20 protein-coding genes and 1 tRNA gene are annotated in these 22555 nt (G+C 72.1%); 7 read left to right on the top strand and 14 right to left on the bottom strand.

Annotation, left to right across the window (positions count from 1 at the left end; genetic code table 11):
- Positions 1-13 precede the first annotated feature (13 nt).
- Positions 14-553, top strand: a complete 540-nt coding sequence (locus GCG21_RS01545) for a GNAT family N-acetyltransferase (RefSeq protein WP_152817500.1) — start codon at positions 14-16, stop codon at positions 551-553.
- 166 nt (positions 554-719) lie between these two features.
- The gene (locus GCG21_RS01540) at positions 720-1163 is read left to right on the top strand and encodes a hypothetical protein (RefSeq protein WP_152817499.1); all 444 of its coding nucleotides are present in this window, start codon (positions 720-722) and stop codon (positions 1161-1163) included.
- 10 nt (positions 1164-1173) lie between these two features.
- On the opposite strand, the gene GCG21_RS01535 is transcribed toward GCG21_RS01540, so the two are convergent.
- The 7 genes from GCG21_RS01535 to GCG21_RS01510 all read right to left on the bottom strand — a co-directional run bounded on the left by GCG21_RS01535 (position 1174) and on the right by GCG21_RS01510 (position 5975).
- On the bottom strand, positions 1174-2010 hold the full coding sequence (locus GCG21_RS01535) for a hypothetical protein (protein ID WP_152817498.1): 837 nt from the start codon (positions 2008-2010) through the stop codon (positions 1174-1176).
- Between the two features lie 69 nt (positions 2011-2079).
- The gene (locus GCG21_RS01530; RefSeq protein WP_152817497.1) at positions 2080-2325 is read right to left on the bottom strand and encodes a hypothetical protein; all 246 of its coding nucleotides are present in this window, start codon (positions 2323-2325) and stop codon (positions 2080-2082) included.
- 158 nt (positions 2326-2483) lie between these two features.
- A complete protein-coding gene (locus GCG21_RS16050; protein WP_194164879.1) occupies positions 2484-2657 on the bottom strand; it encodes a hypothetical protein in 174 nt (57 codons plus the stop codon).
- A gap of 2 nt (positions 2658-2659) precedes the next feature.
- Positions 2660-3286: a nucleotidyltransferase domain-containing protein gene (locus GCG21_RS01525; RefSeq protein WP_152817496.1), complete on the bottom strand. Its 627-nt coding sequence runs from the start codon at positions 3284-3286 to the stop codon at positions 2660-2662.
- Between the two features lie 203 nt (positions 3287-3489).
- Positions 3490-3563, bottom strand: a tRNA-Leu gene (locus tag GCG21_RS01520).
- 26 nt (positions 3564-3589) lie between these two features.
- Positions 3590-4942 (bottom strand): NAD(P)/FAD-dependent oxidoreductase, encoded by a 1353-nt coding sequence (locus tag GCG21_RS01515; RefSeq protein ID WP_152817495.1) that lies wholly within the window; start codon positions 4940-4942, stop codon positions 3590-3592.
- Positions 4943-5009: 67 nt separating this feature from the next.
- A complete protein-coding gene (locus GCG21_RS01510; RefSeq protein WP_152817494.1) occupies positions 5010-5975 on the bottom strand; it encodes a uracil-DNA glycosylase in 966 nt (321 codons plus the stop codon).
- 162 nt (positions 5976-6137) lie between these two features.
- Between GCG21_RS01510 and GCG21_RS01505 the strand changes: the two genes are divergently transcribed.
- From GCG21_RS01505 to GCG21_RS01485, 5 genes are read left to right on the top strand one after another with little or no spacing between them, the layout of a single operon-like run.
- Complete coding sequence (locus tag GCG21_RS01505; protein ID WP_152817493.1) at positions 6138-7805, top strand: xanthine dehydrogenase small subunit; 1668 nt, start codon at positions 6138-6140, stop codon at positions 7803-7805.
- On the top strand, positions 7802-10171 hold the full coding sequence (xdhB, locus tag GCG21_RS01500; RefSeq protein ID WP_152817492.1) for a xanthine dehydrogenase molybdopterin binding subunit: 2370 nt from the start codon (positions 7802-7804) through the stop codon (positions 10169-10171). Before GCG21_RS01505 ends, xdhB begins: the two co-directional genes overlap by 4 nt.
- 22 nt (positions 10172-10193) lie before the next feature.
- Positions 10194-10997: a xanthine dehydrogenase accessory protein XdhC gene (xdhC, locus tag GCG21_RS01495; protein ID WP_152817491.1), complete on the top strand. Its 804-nt coding sequence runs from the start codon at positions 10194-10196 to the stop codon at positions 10995-10997.
- Complete coding sequence (locus tag GCG21_RS01490; protein ID WP_152817490.1) at positions 10994-12286, top strand: guanine deaminase; 1293 nt, start codon at positions 10994-10996, stop codon at positions 12284-12286. Before xdhC ends, GCG21_RS01490 begins: the two co-directional genes overlap by 4 nt.
- Positions 12287-12346: 60 nt before the next feature.
- Complete coding sequence (locus GCG21_RS01485) at positions 12347-13759, top strand: NCS2 family permease (protein WP_152817489.1); 1413 nt, start codon at positions 12347-12349, stop codon at positions 13757-13759.
- Between the two features lie 68 nt (positions 13760-13827).
- Here GCG21_RS01485 and GCG21_RS01480 read toward each other — a convergent pair whose 3' ends face one another.
- The 7 genes from GCG21_RS01480 to mfd form a co-directional block, all read right to left on the bottom strand.
- Positions 13828-14769 carry an exopolyphosphatase gene (locus GCG21_RS01480; RefSeq protein ID WP_370517196.1) on the bottom strand — a complete coding sequence of 314 codons (942 nt, stop codon included), beginning with the start codon at positions 14767-14769 and terminating at the stop codon, positions 13828-13830.
- A 49-nt stretch (positions 14770-14818) separates the two neighbouring features.
- On the bottom strand, positions 14819-15304 hold the full coding sequence (locus tag GCG21_RS01475) for a DUF501 domain-containing protein (RefSeq protein WP_152817487.1): 486 nt from the start codon (positions 15302-15304) through the stop codon (positions 14819-14821).
- Position 15305: 1 nt separating this feature from the next.
- A complete protein-coding gene (locus GCG21_RS01470; protein ID WP_194164878.1) occupies positions 15306-15887 on the bottom strand; it encodes a septum formation initiator family protein in 582 nt (193 codons plus the stop codon).
- Between the two features lie 149 nt (positions 15888-16036).
- The gene (eno, locus tag GCG21_RS01465; protein ID WP_152817485.1) at positions 16037-17317 is read right to left on the bottom strand and encodes a phosphopyruvate hydratase; all 1281 of its coding nucleotides are present in this window, start codon (positions 17315-17317) and stop codon (positions 16037-16039) included.
- 33 nt (positions 17318-17350) lie between these two features.
- Positions 17351-18061: a MazG family protein gene (locus GCG21_RS01460; RefSeq protein ID WP_370517195.1), complete on the bottom strand. Its 711-nt coding sequence runs from the start codon at positions 18059-18061 to the stop codon at positions 17351-17353.
- 123 nt (positions 18062-18184) lie between these two features.
- A complete protein-coding gene (locus GCG21_RS01455) occupies positions 18185-18706 on the bottom strand; it encodes a hypothetical protein (RefSeq protein ID WP_194164877.1) in 522 nt (173 codons plus the stop codon).
- Positions 18707-18862: 156 nt separating this feature from the next.
- Positions 18863-22549, bottom strand: a complete 3687-nt coding sequence (gene mfd / locus GCG21_RS01450) for a transcription-repair coupling factor (protein WP_370517194.1) — start codon at positions 22547-22549, stop codon at positions 18863-18865.
- Between the last annotated feature and the right edge of the window lie 6 nt (positions 22550-22555).

Genomic DNA, 22555 nt, shown 5'->3' with positions numbered 1-22555 from the left:
GACCGAAGACAGCATGACCGAGGACGTCCGCCACGGACCCGTGGGCGTACGCGACACCGCGGCCGAGGATGCCGAGTTCCTGATCGACATGCTCCTCGAAGAGGTGAACTGGGGCCTGCCCGAGCCGATCAGCCGCCGGCAGCTCCTGCGCGATCGCGTGCTGTCGCAGTATGTCGCCGGCTGGCAGCGGGAGGGTGACCTGGGCGTCGTCGCCGTCGACACCGGTGGCCCGAACGGCCTGCAGATCCCGGTCGGGGCCGCGTGGCTGCGCCGCTTCACCGCGCAGTCGCCCGGGCAGGCCTTCATCGCCACGACCGTTCCCGAACTGAGCCTGGGGGTGATCCCCGCCCACCGCGGCCGGGGCATCGAGATGGGGCTCGTGCACACCCTCATCGGCCGCGCGCGCGATGCAGGGATCACCCGGATCGCGGCCTTCGTGGCCGCGGGGCACCCGTCGCGGGAGTTCTACGACGCGGCCGGATTCACGCAGGTGCGCGACGAGGACGGCGGCCACGTGCTCGTGCTCGACCTGTTGGGGGACGCGCTCGCCTGATCCGCGTCGCTCCCGGGCAGCATCGGCTCTTCCCGGGGGCCGGCCGAGCGCGCGGCCCGTCCACCCGAGCGCGCGGCCCGTCCACAGGTGGGCGGGGATGCAGCGCCGTCCACAGGACGTGCCCACGCGGCTGCACGCGCGCCCGCGTTCTGGTCGACTCGGTTCCATGACCGGTTCCGTTCCCCGTCCCCCCGATCCGCATCGGCGCGGCCCGCTGCCGCTCGGGGGCGTGCCGAACCCGGGGCCGGCGCCACCGATACCCGCCGCGGAGCTGCCGCCGCCGCAGCGACCCACCGCGACCGGCGGCCGGGCCCTCGGTGGGCGGGTGCTCGGGGGCGTCGTGCTGGCCGTGAGCCTCGGCTGGCTCGTGATCGTCGGCGGGATCGGCCTGCTCGCGACGATCGGCGTGCCGTTCTGCGGAGTCCGGGACGTCTGCCTGGTCCCGCCGTACGCGTGGTGGCTGATCGCCACGCTGCTCACGGCGGCGGCGGGCGCGATCGTCTGCCTCGTCGGCCTCATCGCCCGCCGGCCCACGCTGCCGTTGTGGGCGTGCGGCGGCGCGCTGCTGACGCTCGCCAGCCGCGCCTGTTTCGCCATGCTCTTCCCGTAGCCGCGAGCGCTCACGCCGTGGGGAAGTACACGACCGTGGGTATGAGTGGTCCGGTGGTCACGGCGAAGCGCGCGATCGGGGTGCCCGCCTCGTTGATCACGTAGACGGTGTCGGCGTTGCCCTGGTGTGCCTGTGGCAGGGTGAGGATCTGGTAGTCCCCGGCCGCGCCGAGGAGGGAGCGCAGCACGTCGATCGCGGTGGGGTTCGCATTCGCGTCGTCCGAGATCCGGCGGATCGCCTCGAGATCGCGGGTGCCGGCCAGGTCGAGGAAGCGCTGCACCGCCCCCCGGGCGGTCGTGAGGTCGACCCCGTTGTCGAGGGCGAGCGTGGCGGTCCCGGTCACCGCCTCGACCTCGCTCACCCGCTCCTGCCAGGCCACGGCGTAGACGGCCTGCGACTCGGTGATCGGACCCGATTCGCGCCGGACCTCCTGGCGCACGGTGACGAGGTGGACGTCCACTCCCCCACTCTCGAACGGCCGATCCTCGACCGCCTCGATCGCGACCGACTCGACCCGCCCGAGCGGACTGGCCTGCGCCGCCTCCCGCTGCATCTCGAATCCCGAGGCGATGGCGAAGTCTCGAGCCTGCCGACCGAGGTCGAGTTCCTCGGCGAGCTCCTCGGCGGCGACCTGCACGGTGGCGCCCGGGGAGATCACCTGCGTGGGCGCCTCCCCACGGGTGGTGAAGTGATTGTGCAGCTCGCTCAGAACGGTCACGAGCACGTGTTCGGGGCGCTTCCCCTCCGCCCCCACGGACTGCTGCGGCTCGAGTGGCGCCGTCGCGGGCCCGGCACACCCGGCGAGCAGCGCGAGCACGGCGATTCCGGCCGCAGTCCTCACCCGCATCGCGCTCTCCCCTCGAACTCGCCGCCGTGGTCTGTGTGCTCACCGTATCGGAGCCGGCGATCGATCGCCCTATGCGGACCGCTCGCCCGCGCCTCCCGTGAAGGACCGGGGGCCGCGATCCACCGCCGGGATCGATCTCCTTGTGGCGAGGATCGCAATCGCCGGGGCAATCCAGCCCGCCAGCGGAATGAGCGACAGGAGCAGCACCAGCACCGACCAGGCCGCCCCGCGTGACCACCGCACGAGGAGAGTGCCGAGGAGCACGCCGCAGGGCCACAGGATCATGCCGGCCGCTTCCACACCGGACAGTGCCATGAGTACCGCCATTCCCCGTGAGGTCGACGGGCACCCTCACCGGTGCCCGGTTGATCAGGACCCTAGCAGCGTGCGCGCCGAGATCGACCCGCTCGATGGCGGTGAGGATCGCCCGCATGGTCGCCGCCCCGCCGGCGGCGGTGGGCACCGGTCCGCGGTCATCGGTCCGCTGCGATGCCCGCGTGCACGCACAAGGTGACGTAGGCGCCGGCCACATCACCAGCCTCGTCGGCCACGGCATGGACCGTCGCCGCGGCCTCGGCGAACTGCTCAGCCTTGGAGAGCCTGCCGCGACGAAGGTTGTCGTCCGCGGGTCTGGTGCGAGGAGTCACTATCAGCCCGCCCGCCTCAGTTGCCGGTGGAGCCATCGGCGCTCACCGACCAGGACGATGGCATCGGCGGCAACCGAAGTCAGGATCCGGTCTCCGCCGGCAGCGCCGTCTCGCACCTCGCCCTCCGTCATCTCCATGAGGCGGGCATCGTTTCCGGTCCACCTGGTCACGTCGGACGCGAAATCGGTCGACCAGTCGGCCCAATCGTCGCGGTCTACTCGACGGTCGAGAACGAGAAAGATGTCGATGTCGCTGTCGCTGGACATCTCACCGCGTGCGGCAGAGCCGAACATCGCCGCCCACAGGGGTGGGTGCGGGGCGCCCCGAAGGCCCTGACGCAGCCGTTCGATGAACTCCCGGCGCAGGTTCGCGATCGCGATGACATGCTCGGCGGCGAGGTGGTCACGATTGAGTCGGAAGGCGTAGCCAGAGCCGACCCGGGTGGACTCGACGAGGCCCTGGACGGCGAGACGGTCGAGCGACCTGCGCACCCCGGAGCGAGACCACTCGCCAGCAGCAAGACGCACCACATCGCCAGAGGTGAAGCTGGACTGCGCCCCGGCGAGCACGGTCAGGACATCGCCATCCTCAGTCGGCGTGATGACGCCGAATGGATGCTGCAACTGCATGTGCGCCTCCCTCCGCCTTACACAATAGGAGGCACGGCGTGACTATTGTGAAACTCGCCGGCTCGAAGCGGCAGCCGGAGGTCGCGCCGGATCTGCTGGAACACCCGCGCCTCCATCACCGCAGTGAGTCGACCGGGACGCCGATTGCCGACGACTCATCGACCTCACCGTGAGCGTTCGCGCAGGCCGGCGGACGGCGATCGTGCCCCCAGTGGGACTCGAACCCACACTGAATCGATTTTAAGTCGACCGCCTCTGCCGATTGGGCTATGGGGGCCCAGGCGGCAGTCTAGTCAGCGGCGCTCAGGCAGCGGGTTCGCGCGGATCCGCCGGTGCGGCGACCGACTGGAACTCCGCGTGGGGGTTCTCGACCGAGCCGAGGCTGACCATCTCCCGCCGGAACAGCAGGGCCATCGTCCAGTCGAGCACGATGCGGACCTTCCGGTTGAAGGTCGGCATCGCCCACATGTGATAGGTGCGGTGCATGAACCAGGCGAGCGGGCCGCGGAGCTTGAGCCCGAAGACCGTGGCCACCCCCTTGTACAGGCCGAGGGAGGCCACCGTGCCCAGGTTCTTGTGTCGGTATTCCAGCACGGGCTTGCCGTGGAGGGTCGCCGCGATGTTGTCGCCGAGCAGCTTGGCCTGGCGCACGGCGTGCTGGGCGGTCGGGCCGCAGAAGTCGCCGGGGCTGGTCAGGTCGGGGACGGCGGCGTTGTCGCCCGCGGCCCACGCGCCGGGGACGACCCGGCCGTCCGCGGTCACGGCCTGGAGCCGGGCGTTCGTGCGCACGCGCCCCCGCTCGTCGAGGGAGAGGTCCGTGTTCGCGAGCGCCGGATTGGCCTTGACGCCGGCGGTCCACACGAGGGTCTCGGACTCGAACTCGTCGCCGTCGGAGGTGACGATGTGGCCGTCGACGGCGGAGTTGAGGAAGGTTCCGAGCTTGATGTCGATGCCACGACGGCGCAACTGCTTGAGCGCGTACTCGCCGAGCTCCTCCCCCACCTCGGGCAGGATCCGGTCCGAGGCCTCGATGAGCACGAAGCGCAGATCCTCCCGGCTCACCGCGTCGAAGTGGTCGGCGGCCGAGCGGGCCATGTCCTCCACCTCACCGAGGGCCTCGATCCCCGCGAACCCACCCCCGACGAAGGTGAAGGTGAGCATCCGGCGCCGCTCCTCGTGATCCCAGGTGCTCGAGGCGGCCTCCATCATCCCGAGCACGCGGTTCTGCAGGTCGATCGCCTCCTCGATCTGCTTGAACCCGATGCCGGTCTCGGCCAGCCCCGGAATCGGCAGCACCCGCGCCACCGCGCCGAGGGCGAGCACGACGTGGTCGTACTTCAGATCGTAGGGCTCGCCGGTGAGCGGCTCGATCGTGGCCACCCGCGCGGCGTGGCGCAGACCGGTGACCCGGCCGGAGATGATCGAGGCGCCCTTCGCGGTGGCGCGCAGGTTCGTGATGACGTGGCGGGGCTCGAGCGATCCGGCCGCCGCCTCGGGCAGGAACGGCTGATAGGTCATGTAGGGCCGCGGATCGACGATCGCGATCGTCGCCTCCTTGCGGCCGAGCCGCTTGCGCAGTTGCAACGCCGTGAACAGGCCGACATAGCCGCCCCCGAGGACGAGGATGCGCGGCGACCTGCGGATCAGAGCAGTCATGCCTTCATGCTAGGAACACGGGCCCGGCCCGCCAATGGCCTGGGACACCCCGGCCGTGTGGCCTGCGTTACGTTGCGGGATGCTCGCGGCACAACTCGAGCGCGGCGTCGAACATCTCCTCGGTGAGCCGGCCGGTGAACGTGTTCTGCTGCGAGGGGTGGTAGCAGCCCACGACCCGCAGCCGCGGCGCCCAGGCCCCGGCGCGTTCACCGGTGGGCCCGGGCCCCGCGGTTGCACGGTCCCCGGCCGGGCGCGCCGGTTCGGCCGGGTGGGCGGACATGACCTGGCCGTGGCCGAACCTCGGCCGCGGGCGAGGCAGCTGCCAGCCGAGACGCACGAGTGCGGTGGCCGCCGACTGCCAGGCGATCCCGCCGAGCGCGAGCAGCACGGTCGGCCGCAGGAGCCGCAGCTCGGCGTCGAGCCACGGGGCACACGTGTGCACCTCCTCGGTCGTGGGCTTGTTCTGGGGCGGGGCGCACCGCACCGAGGAGAGCATCCGCACGCCCGTGAGCTCGAGGCCGTCCCCGGCGTGGGTCGACGTGGGCTGATTCGCATAGCCCGCCCGGTACAGCGCCTCGACGAGCCAGTCCCCGGTGCGGTCGCCCGTGAACACCCGCCCCGTGCGGTTCGCCCCGTGGGCGGCGGGCGCGAGTCCGAGGATGACGAACGTCGCCCTCGGATCGCCGAATCCCGGTGCGGGCCGGCCCCAATAGGTCTGGTCGCGGAAGGCCCGGCGCCGAGTGCGGGCCACCTCCTCGCGCCAGTCCACGAGCCGCGGGCACGCCCGGCACACGCTGATCCGCGCGGACAGTTCGTCCAGCGAGGCGGCATCGGCGGCAGAATCACCGGCGCGCGCCGCCTCGTCGTCCACGCGCTCACGGGCCCCGCCGGCGAGGGCGGACAGCTCGGAGAGGTCGGCTACGTCCCGGGCGTTCGCCGCGACCGGAGTCCGCGGCCCGGCGAGGTCCCCCGGCCAGCCGCTCCCCGGCGGCACGAACCCGCGGTTGACCGCATCGTGAAAGTCTATTTCCATTACCCCACCCGTCATGTATGCTGCGTCACAGTAGTCACGACCTGTTCGCATGGATAACCTGGCGTGGCTAGCCCCGACTCCGTCGGCCCTAACCATGCTAGAACCAGCGCTGCTCGAGCATTGCCCGGCACCGCTGCCGTGGCGGGCCAAGGAGGATGGAACATGACCGAGATCGTCGATCGTCCGGGCGGCAACCCCGGCGCACCCGGCTCGTCGCCCGAGCCGGTGACCGTCAACGGGCGGCCCCTACCGCTCGGCGGCGTCGCCCCGCACACGACCACGTTGCAGTGGTTGCGCGCGAACGGCGTCACGGGACCGAAGGAGGGCTGCGCCGAAGGTGAATGCGGCGCCTGCTCAGTCATGGTGTCCCGGCCCGACGGCCGGGGAGGGACCCGCTGGACCGCCGTCAACTCCTGCCTCATCCCCGCCGCCGCCCTCGCCGGGCAGGAGATCTACAGCGCCGAGGGCCTCGCCACCGCCGACGCCCTCCATCCGGTCCAGGAGGAGATGGCGCTGCGCGGCGGCTCCCAGTGCGGGTACTGCACGCCCGGGTTCGTGTCGTCGATGGCCGCCGAGTACTACCGCGAGGATCGAAGCCCCTGCGGGCAGGGCTCGGGCTGCTGCTCGGCGCCGGCCACCTCCGACATCGTCTCGAGCGCCCGGATCGAGCCGAGCGGCAACGAACTGCCGTGGTCGATCGTCATGGACGACGCCGCCCGCCCGCTCGAGGACTGGCTCCCCCCGCGCACCGAGGACATCACCGAGGCCGTGGTCGAGCCGGCGACGCGATACGAGGCCGCCCCCGGGCACGACGCGGAGATCGGGCCCAACGGCTTCGACCTGCACGCGCTCTCCGGCAACCTGTGCCGGTGCACGGGCTACCGTCCCATCCGCGACGCCGCCTTCGCCCTCGGCGGGGTCGACCCGGACGATCCGATTGCACAGCGCCGCTCCCGGCCGGCGCCCGTGAGCGCGCCGACCCGGATCGACGTCGGCGGCACTGCGTTCGTGCGCCCGGCCGACCTGGCCGAGGCCGTCGAGCTCCTCGCCGCCCAGCCGGACTCCGTGCTGCTCGCGGGTTCGACGGACTGGGGCGTGGAGCTGACGATCAAGCATCGCCGCGCCCCCCTGACCATCGCCATCGACCAGTTGCCCGAGTTGCGCACGTTCGCCGCGGCCGACGGTCACATCGAGATCGGCGCGGGGCTCACCCTCTCCGAGGTGGAACGGCAGCTGCGCGGCTCCGTGCCCCTCCTCGCCCAGCTGTTCCCGCTGTTCGCCTCCCAGCTCATCCGCAACGCCGCCACCATCGGCGGGAACCTCGGCACCGGCTCGCCGATCGGCGACCTGGCCCCCGCGCTGCTCGCGCTCGACGCCGAACTCGTGCTCACCTCGACCCGCGGCGACCGCACCGTGCCCCTGGCCGGGTACTTCACGGGGTACCGGCAGAGCGTCCGGGCCGCCGACGAGCTCATCCGCGCCGTCCGCATTCCCACCCCGATCGCGCCGCTCGGCCGCTTCTACAAGGTGGCCAAGCGCAAGTTCGACGACATCTCCTCGGTGGCGGTCGCGATCGCCGCGACGCTCACGGACGGCGTCGTGAGCCACGTGCGCATCGGCGTCGGTGGCGCCGCCGCGACCCCGCTGCGCGCCGAGGCCGCCGAGGCCGAACTCGCCGGCAGGCCGTGGTCGCGTGAGAGCTTCGACGCCGCCGCCGACATCATGAACTCGGTCGGGACCCCCATGTCCGACCACCGCGCCAGCGCCGCCTACCGCAGCGCCACCCTGGCGCAGTCCATTCGTCGCTTCTACGCGGAGGTCGCATCATGAGCGTCTTCAGCTCGCGCCCACTCTCCGAGATCCCGGCGGGAGCCGCCGCCGGTGTGATCATGCCGCACGAGAGCGCCTGGGATCACGTCACCGGCAAGGCCCTCTACACCGACGACCTGCCGCCCCGCAGCGCCCACGTGCTCTACGCGTGGCCCGCCACGGTCGACGCGGCACACGCCCGCATCGACTCCCTCGACACCACTCGCGCCGAGACCATGCCCGGCGTCGTCCGCGTGCTCACCGCCGCGGACGTGCCCGGGGTCAACGACTACGGCGACATCGGCGACGAGACCCTGTTCCCGGACACGGTGCAGTACTACGGCCAGCACGTGGCCTGGGTGCTCGCCGACAGCCTCGAGGAGGCGCGCCTGGCCGCCGAGGCGATCGAGATCTCCGCGACGGAGCTGCCCTCGATCGTCACGACCCAGGAGGCGATCGCCGCCGGAGCGTTCCAAGGCCCCCAGGCCACGCTCCAGCGAGGCGACGCCGACGCGGCGCTCGCCAGCGCGCCGCACCGGCTCAGCGGCGAACTCGACATCCAGGGCCAGGAGCACTTCTACCTCGAGACCCAGGCCTCCTTCGCCACGATCGACGAGGGCGGGCAGGTCTTCGTGCAGTCCTCGACCCAGGCCCCGAGCCACACGCAGGAGGTCGTGGCCCGCGTCCTCGGGGTGCCCTCGCACCGCGTCACCGTCCAGTGTCTGCGCATGGGCGGCGGCTTCGGCGGCAAGGAGACGAACGCCAACGGATTCGCCGCGGTCGCGGCCCTCGGCGCCGTGCTCACCGGCAGGCCCGTGGCGCTGCGCCTCAATCGCACCCAGGACCTGACCCTCACCGGCAAGCGCGGCGGGTTCCACGCCACCTGGGAGGCGGGCTTCGACGACGAGGGGCACATCCTCGCCTACAAGGCCGTGCTCACCGCCGACGGCGGATTCAGCATCGACCTGTCACCGGCCGTGGTCAGCCGCGCCCTGTGCCACGTGGACAACGCCTACTACCTGCCGAACGTGCACGTGCTCGGGCGCATCGCCCGCACGAACAAGACCTCGCACACGGCGTTCCGCGGCTTCGGCGCCCCCTCCGGCATGGTCGTGACCGAGGACATCCTCGGCCAGGCCGCCACGATGCTCGGCATCGACCAGGAGGAGATCCGTCGGCGCAACTTCTACGCCCCGGGCCAGACCACGCCGTACGAGCAGGTCGTGAGCCAGGCGGAGCGCATGAACGACATCTGGGCCAAGCTCAAGGAGTCGAGCCGCTACGGCGACCGGCAACGGGAGATCGCGGAGTTCAACGCGGGTCACGAGCACGTCAAGCGCGCCCTCGCGATCACGCCGGTCAAGTTCGGGGTCTCCTTCAACAAGCCGTTCTTCAACCAGGCCGGCGCCCTCGTGCTCGTCTACAAGGACGGCTCCGTGCTCATCAACCACGGCGGCACGGAGATGGGCCAGGGCCTGCACCAGAAGATGCTGGCGGTCGCCGCGACCGCGCTCGGGCTCCCCCTGGACCGGGTGCGCCTGGCGCCCACGCGCACCGACAAGGTGCCCAACTCCTCGGCCACGTCGGCCTCGACCGGCTCCGACCTCAACGGTGGCGCCGTCAAGAACGCCTGCGAACTCATCCTCGACCGCCTCGCCCCGGTCGCGGCCGGGCTCCTCGGCGTCCACCCGAACGACGTGCGGATCTCGGCCGGCGTCGTCTCCGGTCTCGGCGCGGCCACCACCCTGACGTGGGAGGAGCTGGTCGACGCGGCCTATTTCCAGCGGGTCTCCCTCTCGGCGACCGGGTACTACCGCACCGAGGGGCTGTACTTCGACCAGAGCACCTACAAGGGCAACGCGTTCAAGTACTTCGCCCGGGGTGCGGCCGTGGCCGAGGTGGAGGTCGACGGGTACACCGGCGCCTACACCACCCGCCGGGTGGACCTGCTCCACGACGTCGGCAGTTCGCTCTCGCCGCTCATCGACCTCGGACAGGTCGAGGGCGCGTTCGTCCAGGGCGCCGGCTGGCTCACGCAGGAGGACCTGCGCTGGGACACGAGCGACGGGCCGACCCGCGGGAAGCTGCTCACGCAATCGGCGAGCACCTACAAGCTGCCCTCCTTCTCCGAGCTTCCGCAGCTGTTCAACGTCGACCTGTACGTGCACCCGACCGACGACGGCAGCATCTACGGATCGAAGGCCGTGGGCGAACCGCCGCTCATGCTCGCGATCGCCGTCCGGGAGGCGCTCCGGGCCGCGGCGGCGGCGTTCGGCGAGCCGGGCCGCCCGGTCGAGCTCGCCTCCCCCGCCACCGCCGAGGCGGTGTTCTGGGCGGTCGAGCAGGCCCGCCGCTCGACGCCGACCCCCGTGCTCACCGCGGGCTGATCCGATCCGAGGTCTGCGAACCATGGACTGGATCACCGCGCTCTCCCGCGCGAGGCACGACGGGACCCCCGGAGTACTCGCCACGATCGTCGAGGTCCGGGGGCACTCCCCGCGCAACGCCGGCGCCAAGATGTTCGTCGCCGCCGACAGCGCGGGCGGAAGCATCGGCGGCGGCAACATGGAGGCCACCGTGACCGAGCGGGCCCGCGCGATGATCACGGCCGGAGTCCGCGAGATCGAGCACGCCGAGTTCGGGCTGAACGAGCACGCGCACGTCACCTACGGCACCCAGTGCTGTGGCGGCATCGTGCGGGTGCTCCTCGAGCCGATCGGGGCCCGGCCCACCGTGGCCGTCTTCGGGCTGGGCCACGTGGGCGGGGAGCTCGCCCGGATCCTGGCCCGGCACGATCTCATCCTGCACCTGACCGATTCCCGGGCCGCCATGATCGACGACGAGCTCGTCCGCGCCACCGAGGACTGCCCCGCCACCGTGCACCGGCACACCCTGCCCGCACCGGAGACGCTCCTCGCCGACCTGCCCGACGGCGCCCACCTGCTCGTGCTCACCCACGACCACGCCGAGGACCTCGCGCTGTGCGATGCGGCGTTGCGACGCGGCGGCCTGGGCAGCATCGGGGTGATCGGCTCGGCGGCGAAGTGGTCGCGATTCCGGATGAAGCTCGCCGCCGAGGGGCACACCGAGTCGGCCATCGAACGGATCCACTGCCCGATCGGGGTGCCGGACATCGCCGGCAAGGCCCCCGCCGTCATCGCCGTCAGCGTCGCCGCCGACCTGATGCGCGTCTTCCAGAAGGCTGCAGCATGACCACGACCATCTTCCACGGCCTGCTCGTGGACACCCCGACCGACCCGTTCACCGGCGGCACCCTGCGCGCCGAGCAGGCCGCCCTGACGGTCACCGACGGCGTCATCCGCGCCCGCGGCACGCTCGCCGAGGCGCGCAACGCGCTCCCCGACGCCCCCGTCGTGGCCCTCGCCGGGGTCGTCCTGCCCGGGCTCGTGGACACCCACGTGCACTTCCCGCAGCTGCGGATCATCGGCGGGCTGGGGCTGCCGCTGCTCGACTGGCTCGAGCGCTGCGCCCTGCCCGAGGAGGCCCGGATGGCCGATCCGGGCTACGCCGCCCGGGTCGCCGGCGAGTTCACCTCGGGCCTGCTCGCCGCGGGAACCACGACGGCGCTCGTGTTCGGCGCGCACTACGCGAGCGCCACCGACGCCCTCTTCCGCGCCGCGGAGGCGACGGGCCTGCGCATGACCGCAGGGCTCGTCGTCGGCGATCGGCACCTGCGCCCCGACCTGCACACGACCCCCGAACGTGCCGCGATCGACTCGGCCGAGCTCATCTCCCGCTGGCACGGGAGGGGATCCCTGCGCTACGCCGTCACCCCGCGGTTCGCGCTCTCGGCCACCGAGGAGCTGCTGCGCTCGTGCGCGGAGGTGCTCGCGCTCGCGCCGGACCTGTTCGTGACCTCGCACGTGAACGAGAACCCCGCCGAGGTCGCGGCCGTGGAGGAGCTGTTCGGCACGAGCTACACGGAGGCCTACCACCGCGCCGGCCTGCTCGGGGGACACACCGTGCTCGCGCACAACGTGCACGCCGGCGATGCCGAGCTCGCGCTGCTCGCGGAGACCGGCACCGCGGTCTCGCACTGCCCCTCCTCCAACTCCTCCCTCGGCAGCGGCCTGTTCCCCATGCGGCGCCACCTCGAGGCGGGCGTGCGGCTGGCGCTCGGCTCGGACGTCGGGGGCGGCACGGGGCTGAGCCTGTTCAAGGAGGGCCTCCAGGCCTACTTCCATCAGCAGCTCCGGCCCGACGGCGTGCCGCTCACCGCGGCGCACCTGCTCCACCTGGCCACCCGCGCCGGAGCCGCCGCACTCGACCTTCCGGGCGTGGGCCACCTCGGGGTCGGGGCCTCGTTCGACGCGATCGAGGTCGATCCGCCCGCCGGCACCACGCTCGCCGCGGTGCTCGCCCACGCCCCCGGCCCCGACGAGGCGCTCGCGGCGATCTTCGCCGGCGGCACGTCCGCCGACATCTCCCGCGTCTGGACGAGCGGCGTGTCGGCCCACACCCGGGCGTCCCAGGCTGCTTGAGGGTCCAGACTGGACCCGTGACCATCGATCTCACCTCAGATCACTGCCCGAAGGAGAGCAATGAGTACTGACACCGCCAAGCACGAGGATGATCCGCCGGTCGCCCCGACCAAGCCCCGAGGCGCCGTCGACCGGTTCTTCGGCATCACGAAGAACGGATCGAACTACGCCACGGAGATCCGCGCCGGGATCACCACGTTCCTCGCGATGAGCTACGTGATCTTCGTCAACCCGAGTGTGCTCTCCGACGCGATCGTGATCCCCGGGGTCGACAACGTGTTCCAGCAGCTCGTCATGGTCACGTGCATGGCGGCCATCCTCGGCTCGCTGTACATGGGGCTCATCGCGCGCTACCCGTTCATGCAGGCACCGGGGATGGGGCTCAACGCCTTCTTCACCTACACCGTCGTCCTCGGCATGGACTACACCTGGCAGGAGGCCCTCGCGGCCGTCTTCATCTCGGGTGTGCTGTTCGTGGCGCTGAGCGTCATCGGCCTGCGGGAGGCGATCGCCCGCTCGCTCTCGACGAGCATGAAGTATGCGATCACCGCCGGGATCGGGGCATTCCTCGCCTTCCTCGGCATGAAGAACGCCGGCTTCATCATCGCGAACGAGGCGACCTTCGTGGGCGTGGGCGACGTGGCCGATGCGCACGTCTGGCTCGCGCTCATCGGCCTGCTCATCATCGTGGCGCTCATGAAGCTCAAGGTGAAGGGCGCGATCCTGTGGGGCATCATCGCCACCACGGTCATCGGGATCGCGTTCCGGCTGCCGGTCTATGAGGGCGCGGACGGCTACGCGGCGTTCGCGGGCTTCGGCGACGGGATCGTCGCCGCGCCGATCTGGCCGAGCGATCTCGCCTTTCAGATGGACTTCGCCGGCGTGCTGAGCACCGGCCTGCTCACCGTGATCTTCACGTTCTTCTTCGTCGACTTCTTCGACGCGACCGGCACCCTGACCGGGCTCTCGCAGCGGTCCGGGTACATGGACGAGCACGGCAACATGCCCCGCGCCAAGACCCTGTTCTCCATGGACGGGCTCGCCGCGATGAGCGGTGCGGCACTGGGCACCTCGACGACGACCGCCTACGTCGAGTCCGCCGCGGGTGTCGAGGAGGGCGGGCGCACCGGCCTGACGGCGGTGACCGGCGCGGCGCTGTTCCTCGTGGCGATGTTCTTCAGCCCGCTCATCGCGGCCGTGCCCGGCTCGGCGACCGCGCCGGCGCTCATCCTCGTCGGCGCCCTCATGATGGAGGGGATGCGGCACGTGCAATGGGACGACATCTCCGAGTCCGTGCCGGCCTTCCTCACCGTCGTGACGATGCCGTTCACGTTCTCGATCGCCGAGGGCGTCTCGATCGGCATCATCTCCTACGCCCTGATCAAGCTGTGCACCGGCCGGGTCAAGGACGCCCACTGGATCGTCTACATCCTGGCGGCGCTGCTGCTCGTCAGATGGGTCTGGCTCGCGTAGCCACCTCGTCGAGCGAGCGGGGCGTCCGGATCCGGGCGCCCCGTTCGCGTCCGCGGGTAGGGCGCGCCCTACCCGCCGAGGGAGAGGGCGATGCCGTCGAGGATGTCGTGCTCGCTCGTGGTCGCCTCGTGCACGTGCCCGTGCGCCGCGACCGCGGCGACGACCTCGCTCCACACGAGCGCACCGGCTCCGATGACGTCGACCCGGCCCGGGTGCATGAAGCCGAGGTCGCCCCGCTGCGCGCGGGTGCGGTGGAGCAGGTCCGCGCAGGCACGCTCGATCTCGCGGACGCCGAGCCGGGCCCCGTTGATGCGCTCCGGCTGGTAGGCGGTCAGGCCGAGCGCGTGCGCGGTCACGGTCGTGACCGATCCCGCCAGTCCCACGAGGGTGCGCACCCGGTCGAGCGGCACCGCCGTCGCCGCCTGGGCGATCGCGGCCCGCACGTCGGCGCGGGCGGCGGCCACCTGGCCGGGCGTCGGCGGATCGCCCGCGAGGTGACGCTCGGTGATGCGCACGCAGCCGACGTCCATCGACCAGCTCGCGAGCACACCGCCGGCGTCCCCGAGGACGAGCTCGGTCGAGCCGCCCCCCAGGTCGACCACGAGCGCCGGCCCCGGCTGCGAGCCCGTGCCTGGACCGATGACGCGGGCGGCGCCGGTGAACGAGAGCTCGGCCTCCGTCGTCCCCGAGATCACCTCGGGGGCGACGCCGAGCCGATCGGTCACCCCGCCGATGAACTCCGCCCGGTTCCGGGCGTCGCGGGTGGCCGACGTCGCGACGAAGCGGATCGCCTCGACGCCGTGCTCGCGGCACAGCCGGGCGTAGTCGGCGGTCGCCTCGAGGGTGCGGGCGAGCGCCTCGGGCGCGAACTCGCCGGTGCGGTCGACGCCCTGCCCCAGGCGCACGACCCGCATGAGCCGGACGACGTCGCGCAGCCGGCCGCCGTCGTGGTCGGCGATGAGGAGCCGGATGGAATTGGTTCCGCAGTCGATGGCGGCTACACGGGTCACGATCGTGCCTGTCGGGTCGTCGGGGCGGGAGTTCGGGGGCCGCGCGCGGTCAGCAACTGCAGCGTGCCGGGGACCAGAGCGGATCCATGAGCTCGAGGGCCCGGTCGCCGAGCGGATTGACACCCGGGCCGACGGCGAGCGCATGTCCCACGAGTGCGTGCAGGCACTTGACCCGGGTGGGCATGCCGCCGGCTGAGATGCCGGCGATCTCGGGCACGTCCCCGAGCTCGGCCCGGCGGGCGAGGTAGTCCTCGTGGGCGCGGCCGTACGCCGCCGCGAGGTCGGCGTCCTCGGCGAGCTCCTCGGCCATCTCCCGCATGACGCCGCGGGCCTCGAGCGTGGACGCCGCCTTCGTCGCGCCGGGACAGGTCAGGTAGAACGTCGTGGGGAAGGGGGTGCCGTCGTCCAGGCGCGGCGCCGTGCGCACGACGGTCGGCCGCCCGCACACGCACCGCGCGGCGATCGACACGACGCCGCGGGGGACGCGACCGAGCTGCTGGGCGAGGATATCGATATCGGAGGCTGCCACCGCCATGTCAGGGCTCCACTTCTCCCGTCGACTGTCCTGCTGCTTCGGTCGATTCCCACACGGTCAGGTACCAGGGCCCGGAGGGTGCCAGCGGTACGGGACCGGTCACCTCGCCGCCCTCCGATTCCTCGGGGGCCGCTTCACCGGTGATCGTCTCGGGATCGAGTACACGATACGGCGTCTCCCCCGGCATCACGAATCCGAGCCGCTGACGGGCCTGATTGCGCGCGAAGTCGTCGTCGTTCCAGCGGTCGACGGCCGCCTGCAGTGCGGCCGCCTCGTCCTGGGCCGAGGTGAGGTCGGCCTTGAGGTCGCGGTGCTGTTCCTGCTGGCGCACGTAGGCCCCGAGCGTGGGGGCCACGAGCATGAACGCGAGGAGGACGACGATCGCGAGCACGAGCGTGCGCACCGTGATCTGCCGCGGCTCCCGTTCCCGGGAGTGCTCGGCGCTCTCGTCCGGACGACGTCGCTCGCGTGGTCCGCCCGGTTTCGTTCCCGCGGGTCGGGCGGGCGGGCGCGCGCGCCCGGACCCCCCGGTGCGCGGCGGGGCGGCCGCGGGCCGACGCTTGGCGGGACGGGTCGAACTCACGCCTGTCATGATCCCCCATCCCCGGGGGCCGGCCCAGGATTGTCCGGGGCGTGGCGCCGTGGCTCCTCCACGACCGCCGCGCCCCTCCCCGAACCTGGATCGTGCAGGTGACGGGAAGGGGCGCGGCAGTGGTCGGACGCGACGAGGGGTCAGGCCTTCCAGCGGGGGAAGGCGCTCGTGCCGGCGTAGAGTGCCGCGTCGTCGAGCTCGTCCTCGATCCGCAGGAGCTGGTTGTACTTGTTCACGCGCTCACCCCGGGCGGGGGCACCGGTCTTGATCTGGCCGGCGTTGACGGCGACCGACAGGTCGGAGATCGTCGTGTCCTCGGTCTCGCCGCTGCGGTGGGAGACCATCGCCGTGAAGCCGGCCCGCTGCGCGAGCGTGATGGCGTCGAGGGTCTCGGTCAGCGTGCCGATCTGGTTCACCTTGACCAGCAGCGAGTTCGCCGAGGACTCGGCGATGCCGCGGGCGAGGCGCTCGGGGTTGGTCACGAACAGGTCGTCGCCGACGATCTGCACCTTGTCGCCGATCTTCGCCACAAGCTCGCTCCACGAGCCCCACTCGTCCTCGCTCAGCGGGTCCTCGATGGACACGAGCGGGTAGTCCGCGGTGAGCTGGGCGTAGTAGTCGATGAGGTCCGAGGGGCTGATCTTCTTGCCCTCGAAGGCGTAGGCGCCGTCCGAGAAGAACTCGGTCGAGGCCACGTCGAGGGCCAGGGCGATCTGCGCGCCCGGCGTGAAGCCGGCCTTCTCGATCGCGACGAGGATGAGGTCGAGGGCCGCCCGGTTCGAGTCGAGGTTCGGGGCGAAGCCCCCCTCGTCGCCGAGGCCGGTGGCCAGGCCGCGCTCCTTGAGCACGGACTTGAGTGCGTGGTACACCTCGGAGCCCCAGCGCAGCGACTCCTTGAAGGTCGCGGCGCCGATCGGCGCGATCATGAACTCCTGGATGTCGACGTTGGAGTCCGCGTGCGAGCCGCCGTTGAGGATGTTCATCATCGGCACGGGCAACACGTGCGCGTTCGGGCCACCGAGGTAGCGGAACAGCGACAGGTCGGCGCTCTCGGCGGAGGCGCGGGCGGCGGCGAGGGAGACGCCGAGGATCGCGTTCGCACCGAGCTTGGCCTTGTTCGGGGTGCCGTCCAGGCCCAGGAGCACCTGGTCCAGGTGGCGCTGGTCGGCGGCGTCGAGGCCGAGCACCTCGGGGGCGATGACCTCGGTCACGGCGTTGACCGCGTCCTGCACACCCTTGCCGAGGTAGCGGGCGGAGTCGCCGTCGCGGCGCTCGACCGCCTCGAAGGCGCCGGTGGAGGCGCCGGAGGGCACGCCGGCGCGGGCGAACGAACCGTCTTCGAGCGCGATCTCGACCTCGACGGTCGGGTTTCCGCGCGAGTCGAGGATCTCGCGGGCGCCAAGGGCCTCAATGGTGGCCATGTGTTCTCCTTCTGTGTTTCTGCTGGGATTTCGTCAGGCTGGTGGGATCGGAGGGGTCGGCCCGGTCCGGGGCTCTCCGGCGCGGAGCGCTCGCTCGGCCCTGCGCAGCACCGAGCGCAGCGCGGCCTCCGCGTCGACCCCGCGGGTGCGGGCCCGGGCGACGACGGCGAGCAGCTCGGCGCCGATCCGTTCTTCGTCGTCCGCCGCCGGGTCGCCGGGGCTACGGGGGTGGACGAGGTCGGGCAGGTCGTGGCCGGCGCGCTCGGCCCGGCCGAGGATCTTCTGGGCCCGCGCGAGGGCCGGCAACGAGGCCGGGATTCCGTCGAGGAAATGCTCGCGGCCCGGCTCGGATGCCTTGATCGCGTCCCAGTTCGCCCGGACCGCGCGCACGTCGGGCGCTGCGGCGACCCCGGCCTCGCCGTCGGTCGCGAACACGTGCGGATGCCGGGAGGTGAGCTTGCGGGAGAGGCGGGATGCGACGTCCCCGAGGTCGAAGGCGCCGCTCTCGGTGGCGATCCGGGCATGGAACAGGACCTGCAGCAGGAGGTCGCCGAGTTCGTCGGCGAGGTCGCCGGGCGCACCCGTCTCGGCGGCCTCGGCCACCTCGTAGGCCTCCTCGATCGCATACGGGGCGAGGCTCGCGTGGGTCTGCTCCCGATCCCAGGGGCAGCCGCCGGGGCCGCGGAGGCGATCCATGATCGCGATCGCCTCGGCCAGGGCCGCCAGGGTGCCCGGATGCGGCACGGTCGCGCCGCCGGCGGGTGCGGGCGGCTCGGCGCCGCGGGTGGCGTCGGGCGTGGGCGGGGTGGGCTGGATCGCTGGGCCTTTCAGGGTGTCACGGCCTCGATGGGGCGGGTGCCGCGCTCGTCACTGGGTGGGGGTCGGGGAGACCAGCCACGGGCGCGCCGCGGCGACCGGCTGGGCGGTGGCCTCGTCCCAGTCGCCGTAACGCGGGCTGAGCGTGATGTCTGCGGTGGCCAGTCGCTCGTTCACCTCGCCGAAGAACTGCTGGCCCTGCGGCGCGCTGTTCGCGGCCTCGGCGGCCAGGGACAGGCGGACGAGATCGAGCACGGGCTGGGTGTACTCGCCGTCGACCTGGATGCTCTGGGCGTCGAGTCCGTCGAGGAACGAGGCGGCGTCCTCGTCGGAGACCCCGAGCCCGTTGTCGGATGCGACCGGCAGCAGGATCGACGCGTGGATCAGGTTGGTCACGATCGCGGTCGGGTTCGGCGGCTGGGCGTAGAACGGTGCGAGCGCCATCCCCTCGTCGACCTCCTCGGCCGAGATGACGGTGCCGTCGACGCTGGCCGCGATGCCGGGGCCCCGACCGTCGGCACATCCGGCCATGACCGTCGCCGCCAACGCCATCGCCGCGGCCGAGGCCGCCACTCGACCCATCCGGGCCCTTGTCCGCATTCCCACAGGTTGCCTTTCGCATGCGATCACGTTCGCCCCCATCCTACGCAGGTTCACCCGCACCGGGCACCAGCGCTCTCCCGCCGCGAGCCCGCTGCGAGCGCGGTGTGAGCCCGTTGCGAGCGCGGTTCATGCCGGTCCCGCGGCCGCCGTCGCTGCCGCGGCCACGCTGGTCCGGCGGGCGAGCACGGAGTCGATGAGGACCCCCACCCAGTCGACGAGCGCCTCGTCGCGCAGCGGCCGCCCACCGACGCGGGCGGTGGTCGGGGCGGGCACGAGGATGGTGCGGATCGCCGGCTTGAGCACCGTGCCCGGATAGAGCCGCTTGAGCCGCAGCTGCGCGGACTCGGCCAGTTCCACCGGCGCGAAGCGCAGGAACTTTCCCTGCGTGGTGATCTCGACGAGCCCCGCGGCGCGCGCCTTGTTCCGCAACCGGGCCACCTCGAACAGGCGCTGAACCGGCAGTGGGGGCGTGCCGTAGCGGTCGGAGAGTTCCTCGCCGACCGCGGCGATCCGCTCCTCGGTGTCGGCCTGGGCGATCTTCGCGTACGCCTCGAGCCGCAGGCGTTCCTCACCCAGGTAGTCGTGCGGGATATGGGCGTCGACGGACAGGTCGACCCGCAGATCCGGCAGCTCCTCGGCCTCCTCCCCGCGGTAGGCCGCGACCGCCTCGGAGACCATGCGCACGTACAGGTCGAAGCCGACGCCGGCGATGTGGCCCGACTGTTCGCCGCCGAGCAGGTTGCCCGCGCCGCGGATCTCCAGGTCCTTCATGGCGACCTGCATGCCGGCACCGAGGTCGGTGTGGGCTGCGATCGTTGCGAGCCGGTCGTGGGCGGTCTCGGTGAGCGGCCGTTCGGGCGGGTAGAGGAAATAGGAGTAGGCGCGCTCCCGGCCGCGGCCCACCCGGCCGCGCAACTGGTGGAGCTGGCTCAGCCCGAACGTCTCGGCCCGCTCGACGATGAGCGTGTTCGCGTTCGAGATGTCCAGGCCGGTCTCGACGATGGTCGTGCACACGAGCACGTCGAAACGCTTCTCCCAGAAGTCCATGATGACCTGCTCGAGCTGGCCCTCGTGCATCTTCCCGTGGGCCACGGCGATCCGGGCATCGGGGGCGAGCTCGCCCAGCCGGGCGGCGGTGCGTTCGATCGACTCGACCCGGTTGTGCACGTAGAACACCTGCCCCTCCCGCAGGAGCTCCCGGCGGATCGCCGCAGCGATCTGCTTCTCCTGGTACGGACCGACATAGGTGAGCACGGGGTGCCGTTCCTCGGGCGGGGTCGCCAGGGTGGACATCTCCCGGATCCCCGTGACGGCCATCTCGAGGGTGCGCGGGATCGGGGTGGCGCTCATGGCCAGCACGTCGACGTTCGTGCGCAGCTGCTTGAGGGTCTCCTTGTGCTCGACCCCGAAGCGCTGCTCCTCGTCGACGATCACGAGGCCGAGGTCCTTGAAGCGGACCTCACCGGTGAGGAGGCGGTGCGTGCCGATGACGACGTCGACCCCGCCCGACCGGACCTCGTCGCGGATCCGGCCGGCCTCCGCCGGCGTCTGGAATCGGGAGAGCGCCTCGACCACGATCGGGAACCCGGAGTAGCGCTCGGAGAAGGTGTCGAGGTGCTGCTGCACGAGCAGCGTCGTGGGCACGAGCACCGCGACCTGTTTGCCGTCCTGGACCGCCTTGAACGCGGCCCGCACGGCGATCTCGGTCTTGCCGTAGCCCACGTCCCCGCAGATGAGCCGGTCCATCGGCACCGACTTCTCCATGTCGGCCTTGACCTCCTCGATCGTGGCGAGCTGGTCGGGGGTCTCGACGAACGCGAACGCGTCCTCGAGCTCGGCCTGCCACGGAGTGTCGGGCGCGAACGCGTGTCCCTGCGTGGCCATCCGGGCGGCGTAGAGCCGGATGAGCTCGGCGGCGATCTCCTTGACCGCCTTGCGGGCCCGGGACCTGGTCTTGGCCCAGTCCGAACCGCCCATCTTGTTGAGCGAGGGGGACTCGCCACCTGTGTACTTGGTCACCTGGTCGAGGGAGTCGGTGGGCACGAAGAGCCGGTCGCCGGGCTGGCCCCGCTTGGAGGAGGCGTATTCGATCACGAGGTATTCGCGCGTGGTGGCGTTGGAGCCCGTGCCGATCGTGCGCTGGACGAGTTCGATGAACCGGCCCACGCCGTGCTGCTCGTGCACCACGAAGTCCCCGGCCCGCAGGGCGAGCGGGTCGACCACGTTGCGCCGCCGGGAGGGCATCGTGCGCATGTCCCGGGTCGAGGTGCCGGCCCGGCCGGTGAGGTCGGCCTCGGTGAAGAGCGCGAGCCGCAGCGGCTCGGACACGAATCCCCTCCGGATCCGGGCCGTGGTCACGAGCACGAGACCGGCCGGCGGGAGCTCCGGGTCCTCGTCGTCGCGGGCATCGGCTCCCGCGGGGACGAGCGCCGGCACGAGCCGGGCGGGTACCTCGGCGGCGAGCAGCTGATCGGTGAGCCTGCGGGCGGGCCCGGGACCCTCGGTCACGAGCACGAGCCGCCAGCCCTGCCGGGTGAGGTCGCGCAGGTCCGTGATCGCGGCCTCGATATCGCCGCGGTAGCCCTCGACGTCCCGGCTCGGGAGGGTGACGGCCGCGGTGGCCTCCTCGTCGTCGGGGACCAGGTCGGCCAGGTCCTCGTCGAGTCCGAACGGCCCGACGGTCCACCAGCCCAGGCCGCGCTCGGCGGCGATCTCGCGGGTGTCGGCGAGGGTGGCGAAGGAGGCCTCGGACAGGTCGAGCGGGGTGCTCGACCCGGCGGCGGCCGAGGTCCAGGCGGCCGCGAGGAACTCCTCCGTCGTGGCCACGAGGTCGTGGGCCCGCCCGCGGACCCGTTCCGGATCGCACAGCACCAGCAGCGACTCGGCCGGGACCACCTCGAGCACCGATTCCATCCGGTCCACGAGCGCGGGGGCGAGGGACTCCATGCCCTCGACGGCGATGCCCTCGGAGAGCTTGTCGAGCATGTCGGCCGCGCCGGGGAGGCGGTCCTTGAGTGCCCGGGCCCGGTCGCGGACCTGCTCGGTCAGGAGGATCTCGCGGCAGGGCGGAGCCCACATGCCGTCTTCGGAGATCTCGAGGGAGCGCTGGTCGGCGGCGGAGAACCAGCGGATCTCGTCCACCTCGTCGCCGAAGAACTCGATCCGTTGGGGATGGGAAGCGGTCGGCGCGAACACGTCGACGATGCCGCCGCGCACGGCGAACTCGCCACGCCGGCCGACCATGTCGACCGGGGTGTAGGCGGCGTCGACGAGCCCGCGGGTCAGGTCCTCGATCGCGAGCCGGTCCCCGGCCTTGACCGTCACCGGTTCGAGGTCTCCGAGCCCGGCGGGGATCGGCTGCAGGAGCGAGCGCACCGGCAGGATGAGCACCCGGATCGGGTCCGTGCTGCCCGCGGCTCCCCGCGTGGCGGCCGACTCCTCGTCACGCTCGCCGGCGGCCTGGCCCGGGCCCTCGGCGTGGGTGAGCCTGCGCAGCACGGCGATCCGCTGGGCCACCGTGTCGGAGCGGGGCGAGAGCCGCTCGTGCGGGAGGGTCTCCCACGACGGGAAGACCGCCACGTGCTCGGGCGGAAGGTACGCACCGACGGCGGCCGCGAGGTCGTCCGCATCGCGTCCGGTCGCGGTGACCACGACGATCGGGCGGTCGGTCCGGTCCACGAGGCGGGCGATGAGTGGTGCCCGGGCGCCGGCGGCGGCGGTGATGTCGAGGGCGCCGCGCGCAGGCACCGCCTCGACCAGCGTCGCGACCGCAGGATCGTGGGCGAGGGCGGGCACAAGGGCAGACAGATTCACAGACAG

The sequence above is a fragment of the Pseudactinotalea sp. HY160 genome (assembly GCF_009372055.1).
In the GTDB taxonomy this organism is placed as follows: Bacteria; Actinomycetota; Actinomycetes; order Actinomycetales; family Beutenbergiaceae; genus HY158.
This window is presented reverse-complemented; position numbering and strand designations above follow the sequence as displayed.

What these genes read in the sequence shown, in the direction of transcription:
- GCG21_RS01490 (WP_152817490.1), top strand. Translation starts at nt 10,994, where the DNA reads ATGACCACGACCATCTTCCACGGCCTGCTCGTGGACACCCCGACCGAC.
- GCG21_RS01530 (WP_152817497.1), bottom strand. Translation starts at nt 2,325, where the DNA reads ATGGCACTGTCCGGTGTGGAAGCGGCCGGCATGATCCTGTGGCCCTGC.
- GCG21_RS01545 (WP_152817500.1), top strand. Translation starts at nt 14, where the DNA reads ATGACCGAGGACGTCCGCCACGGACCCGTGGGCGTACGCGACACCGCG.
- xdhC (WP_152817491.1), top strand. Translation starts at nt 10,194, where the DNA reads ATGGACTGGATCACCGCGCTCTCCCGCGCGAGGCACGACGGGACCCCC.
- GCG21_RS01540 (WP_152817499.1), top strand. Translation starts at nt 720, where the DNA reads ATGACCGGTTCCGTTCCCCGTCCCCCCGATCCGCATCGGCGCGGCCCG.
- GCG21_RS01535 (WP_152817498.1), bottom strand. Translation starts at nt 2,010, where the DNA reads ATGCGGGTGAGGACTGCGGCCGGAATCGCCGTGCTCGCGCTGCTCGCC.
- GCG21_RS01485 (WP_152817489.1), top strand. Translation starts at nt 12,347, where the DNA reads ATGAGTACTGACACCGCCAAGCACGAGGATGATCCGCCGGTCGCCCCG.
- GCG21_RS01525 (WP_152817496.1), bottom strand. Translation starts at nt 3,286, where the DNA reads ATGCAGTTGCAGCATCCATTCGGCGTCATCACGCCGACTGAGGATGGC.
- GCG21_RS01515 (WP_152817495.1), bottom strand. Translation starts at nt 4,942, where the DNA reads ATGACTGCTCTGATCCGCAGGTCGCCGCGCATCCTCGTCCTCGGGGGC.
- GCG21_RS01475 (WP_152817487.1), bottom strand. Translation starts at nt 15,304, where the DNA reads ATGGCGGTGGCAGCCTCCGATATCGATATCCTCGCCCAGCAGCTCGGT.
- GCG21_RS01505 (WP_152817493.1), top strand. Translation starts at nt 6,138, where the DNA reads ATGACCGAGATCGTCGATCGTCCGGGCGGCAACCCCGGCGCACCCGGC.
- xdhB (WP_152817492.1), top strand. Translation starts at nt 7,802, where the DNA reads ATGAGCGTCTTCAGCTCGCGCCCACTCTCCGAGATCCCGGCGGGAGCC.
- eno (WP_152817485.1), bottom strand. Translation starts at nt 17,317, where the DNA reads ATGGCCACCATTGAGGCCCTTGGCGCCCGCGAGATCCTCGACTCGCGC.
- GCG21_RS01510 (WP_152817494.1), bottom strand. Translation starts at nt 5,975, where the DNA reads ATGGAAATAGACTTTCACGATGCGGTCAACCGCGGGTTCGTGCCGCCG.